Raw genomic sequence first — 4,600 nt, forward strand, 5'->3', positions numbered from 1 at the left:
CGGCCAGGGTGCGGCTGCGGATCCGGTAGAGCCCCGTGTCGAGGTCCTCGGCCTTCTCCAGGTGCACCTTTATGGGGCCCATGAAGGTGTAGCGCTGCTGCTGGGCGTAGTCGCGGACCATGGCGGCCAGCTCGTCGCCCAGCTGGCCGGAGTACGGCGCGAGCCGGTCGTAGTCGGGGGCGCTCAGCTCCACGATGAAGTCGTTGGGCACGACCGTGCGCTCGCGGTTCCAGATCGTGGCGTTGTTGTCGCACTCGCGCTGCAGGGCGCCGGCGATCTCCACCGGCTGCACCTCGGACTTGAACACCTTCGCGAAGGTGCCGTTGACGAGACCCTCCAGACGCTGCTCGAAGCGCTTGAGTACTCCCACGGGGCACCTCCTCTCCTGCGTCCTCTCTACGGGCCTTCCCGCCGGGCCCTCGAACATGCTGCTCGAAACTGCACGCTGATCGTATCCACGCGCGGGGGAATGGACTGGTTCCCGGTCCCCGCCGCCGGTGCGCGGTGTCCTCTCTCACACCTGTCTCGCGCCGTCCGGCCCTGCTCCTCCACCGTCCGCCCAGGCGTCCCCTGGGATGGTACGGGCGGCTCCTGCCAGTGTCCCGCACCACCGGCCCCGAGCGGTCGCGGTGCGGGCAAATCGGATGTGATTCGGGCCCGGGCTGCGTGCTACGCTTCCTGACGTCAGCACGACGCCGGGGCGGGACTTGTGGCCGCGTACGGCGCACCCATTGCGCGGGTGGCGGAATAGGCAGACGCGCTGGATTCAGGTTCCAGTGTCCGAAAGGACGTGGGGGTTCAACTCCCCCCTCGCGCACACATGAGGGCAATAGTGTGTTATTGCCTTTGACCTCGAACGACAGAACCCCTGTTTCGGAGAGATCCGAAACAGGGGTTCGTTGCTGTGTGTACAGGGCATCCACCCGGTGGAGGTGCGGATGTCGCTCTCCGTGACGATCCGGGTGGTGAGCGTCCGGTTCCGGGGGGAAAAGAGAACAAAACGTAACTGTTTGACAAGCCCAGATGTGATCCCACACACTCGAACGCGATTTCACTGAGACGTCTCAAACGGGGTGGCGGCCAAGGGGGTTGGCCGCGGGAGGAGTGAAATGACGGGGCATCAGGGGCGGGATTCCACGGAGCTCCCGGCGGTGCTGGAGGGCTTCGACCTCACCGATCAGACGCGGTTCACCGACGGCTTCCCGCACGAGGTCTTCGTGCGCCTGCGCGAAGAGGCCCCCGTGCTGTGGCACCCGCCGGGCACCACGGTGGACGGCGAGGGCTTCTGGGTCGTCACCCGGCACGCAGACCTGAAGGCCGCCGCGGAGGACCCGGTGTTCTCCTCGAAGGGCGGCGTCGGGCGCGAGGGCGGCGGGACGCACATCGACGACCTGAAGCCCGGCGTGCACGCCGGCGCACTGATCAACATGCAGGACGACCCGCGGCACCGGATGTTCAAGGACCTGGTCGGCCCGCCCGTCGCCCGGCAGGCCGTCGAGGCGCGGTTAGCGGAATGGCGTGAGATCGCCGCCCGGCTCGTCGGCAAGGCGGTCGCGCAGGGCCGGGTGAACCTGCAGCCGGCCCTCACCGCGCCGTACACCATCGAGTGTGTCGGGAAGGTGCTGGGCGCGCCCGAGGAGGACGTGCCGCAGCTCATCGAGTGGGGGGAGACCCTCGCCGGCTTCGAGGAGCGCCGCTCCGGCAAGGTCAACCAGACCTCCACCGAGACCCAGTACGCGATGTACGAGTACAGCAAGAAGCTGCTCGCACAGAAGCGCGCGGCGGCCGGCCCGCCGGCGAACGACCTGATGTCCGTGCTGGCGCACGGTGACATCCCCGCCGGCCAGGGCGAGGAGCCGCTCTCGGAGTACGAGCGCGAGGCGTTCTTCTGCCTGGTGCTGATAGCCGGCAGCGAGCCCGCGCGCAACGCGCTGGCGACCGGCATCCTGGCCCTCGCCCAGCACCCCGGGCAGTGGCAGGACCTGCGCGCCGACCGCTCCCTGCTGCCCGGCGCCATCGACGAGATGCTGCGCTGGGCCAGCCCCACGCCGTACAACAGGCGGACCGCGCTGCGCGACACCGTCTTCCGCGGCACGGAGATCAAGGCGGGCGAGAAGATCACCTTCTGGTGGGCGTCGGGCAACCGGGACGCCGAGGTCTTCGACGACCCCGCGGCCTTCGACATCCGCCGCTCCCCCAACCCGCACCTGGCGTTCGCCCACGGCACCCACTCCTGCCTCGGCGAGCAGCTCGCGCGGATCGAGATGCGCGTGCTGCTGGAAGAACTGCTCGACCAGGTGGCCGAGATCAGGCTCGAAGGCGACGTGGTCTGGGCCCCGAGCAACAAGCACACGGTCGTCCTGCGGATGCCCGTCGAGCTGGTGCCGGCCCGTACGGCCTGACACCGACCACCGCGTAACGGGACTTCACGGACTTCACCATCACAACGGGGAGCAATTGAGCATGTCGGAAACATCAGCGACCGAGGAAGGGGCGAGCGGGGCGGAGGCGGCGATCGATCCGGCGATCTTCTCGCAGCTGCTGCCCTTCGACCCCTTCGACCCGGCGTTCCACGCCGACCCCTACGCCGTCTACCGCAAGATCCGCGAGCAGGGCCCCGTGACGCGTACGCCCCTGGGGCTCGTCGTGGTCCCCGGGCACGCCGAGGTCTCCGCGGTGCTGCGCGACAACCGGTTCGGGTGGGGCGACGGCGCCACCGTGGCCGAGCACTTCAGCCAGGCGCCGGACGGCACCACCGTGCGCCCGTTCATCTTCATGGACCCGCCGGACCACACCCGCATCCGCGGCCTGGTCGGCCAGGCGTTCGCCGCGCGCCGCATCGACGCGCTGCGCACCCGCGCCGGCGAGCTGGTCGACGAGCTGATCGAGAAGGCCAGGGCCGAGGCCGGCGACGGCCCCGTCGACCTGATCGACGCGGTCGCCCACCCGCTGCCCGCGATCCTGCTCGGCGAACTCCTCGGCGTACCGGCGGAGCAGCACGAGCGGTTCCGCGCGCTGTCCAACGACATCGCCCACGGCCTCGACCCGAGCTTCTTCCTCACGCCCGAGGAGGTCACCCGCCGCGACAGCGCCCGCGCCGAGCTGAACGCCTACTTCGGCACGCTCGCCGACGAGCGCCGGGCCGCGCCCACCGGGGACCTGATCAGCGAGCTGGTCGCCGCCGAGGGCACCGACGGCAAGCTCACCGGCCACGAACTCGTGGTCACCCTCACCCTCCTGCTGTCCGCCGGGTTCGCGCTCACCGTGAACCTCGTCGGCAACGGCATGTACGCCCTGCTGCGCAACCCCGAGCAGGCGGCGTGGCTGCGCGCGCACCCGGAGGAGGTGCCCGCCGCGGTCGAGGAGATGCTGCGCTACGACCCGCCCGGACAGATGATCTCCCGGGTCGCGCTGGAGGACGCCGAGGTCGCGGGCGTCCCGATCGCCGCCGGCGAACAGGTCATGCTGATGATCGGGGCCGCCAGCCGCGACCCCGAGGTCTACGACGACCCCGACGCGCTGCTGCTGTCGCGCCCCGCCGGCCGGAACCTCGGCTTCGGGCTCGGCGTGCACTTCTGCGTCGGCGCGCCCATCGCCCGGCTCGCCGCGCAGGCGGCGGTGGCGAAGCTCACGGCGCTCGACCTGGAGCTGGCGACCGACGAGCCGCCCCGGGCGCCGTACATCATCACGCGCGGGCTGAAGGAGCTGCCCGTGCGCGTTGCACCGGCAGGCTGAACGCACCTTTCGGCGCAGGGCACCACGGAGCAGGCGGCGCGGCGGCGCGGCCGTGAGCCGGCTGGGGCGCGGCGCGACGATGTCGCGCGCCCGCAGCCCACGCCGCGCCTGCCCGCCGGATCGTACGGGGGAGTCATGAGCGAGAGAAGTGGTAGAGCGGGCGTGCCGGCCGATCGCCGGATCGCCGTGGTGGGAATGGCCTGCCGGGTACCCGGGGCGGCGGACCCGGGGGCGTTCTGGCGGCTGCTGCGCGACGGCGTGGACGCGGTCGCGCCGGCGCCCGCCGGGCGCGGCCTGCCCGACGGCGCCCACGGCGGCTTCCTCGACGGGGTCGACCGGTTCGACGCCGCGTTCTTCGGCATGTCACCGCGCGAGGCCGCCGCCGTGGACCCGCAGCAGCGCCTCGCGCTCGAACTGGCCTGGGAGGCGCTGGAGCACGCGGGGTTACGGCCCGGCCGGCTGCACGGCAGCCCTACCGGGGTGTTCGTCGGCGCGATGACCGACGACTACGCCCGGCTCCAGCACGCCGCCGGCGCCCTGTCCGCGCACAGCACCACCGGCCTGAGCCGCGCGGCCCTCGCCAACCGCCTGTCGCACCTCCTCGGCCTGAGCGGCCCCAGCCTCTCCGTCGACACCGCCCAGTCCTCCGGTCTCGCCGCCGTGCACCTGGCCGTACGGAGCCTCCTGGACGGCGAGTCGACCCTCGCCGTGGCGGGCGGCGTCCAGCTGAACCTCCTCGCCGAGGGGTTCGCCGCAGCCGAACTCTTCGGCGCCCTCTCGCCCGACGCCGCCGACGCCCGCTGCCGCGTGTTCGACGCGCGGGCCAACGGCTACGTACGCGGCGAGGGCGGCGGCATCGTCGTCC

The 4,600-nt window shown here is 71.7% G+C and carries 4 protein-coding genes and 1 tRNA gene; 4 read left to right on the forward strand and 1 reads right to left on the reverse strand.

The features are described from left to right. Positions 1 to 370: DUF3662 domain-containing protein (locus H5J30_RS18485; RefSeq protein ID WP_181788523.1), on the reverse strand; the 370-nt coding region annotated here is incomplete at its 3' end. A 363-nt stretch (positions 371 to 733) separates the two neighbouring features. On the opposite strand from H5J30_RS18485, the gene H5J30_RS18490 reads away from it, so the two are divergent. The 4 genes from H5J30_RS18490 to H5J30_RS18505 form a co-directional block, all read left to right on the forward strand. Then, a tRNA-Leu gene (locus tag H5J30_RS18490) sits at positions 734 to 817 on the forward strand. Positions 818 to 1,109: 292 nt separating this feature from the next. Beyond that, positions 1,110 to 2,402 (forward strand): cytochrome P450, encoded by a 1,293-nt coding sequence (locus H5J30_RS18495; protein ID WP_181788524.1) that lies wholly within the window; start codon positions 1,110 to 1,112, stop codon positions 2,400 to 2,402. A gap of 61 nt (positions 2,403 to 2,463) precedes the next feature. Next, on the forward strand, positions 2,464 to 3,735 hold the full coding sequence (locus H5J30_RS18500) for a cytochrome P450 (RefSeq protein WP_181788525.1): 1,272 nt from the start codon (positions 2,464 to 2,466) through the stop codon (positions 3,733 to 3,735). A gap of 135 nt (positions 3,736 to 3,870) precedes the next feature. Further along, the coding region (locus H5J30_RS18505; protein ID WP_181788526.1) for a beta-ketoacyl [acyl carrier protein] synthase domain-containing protein at positions 3,871 to 4,600 on the forward strand (730 nt) is incomplete at its 3' end.

The organism is Streptomyces phytophilus, assembly GCF_013870535.1.
GTDB classification, from domain to species: Bacteria; Actinomycetota; Actinomycetes; order Streptomycetales; family Streptomycetaceae; genus Streptomyces; species Streptomyces phytophilus.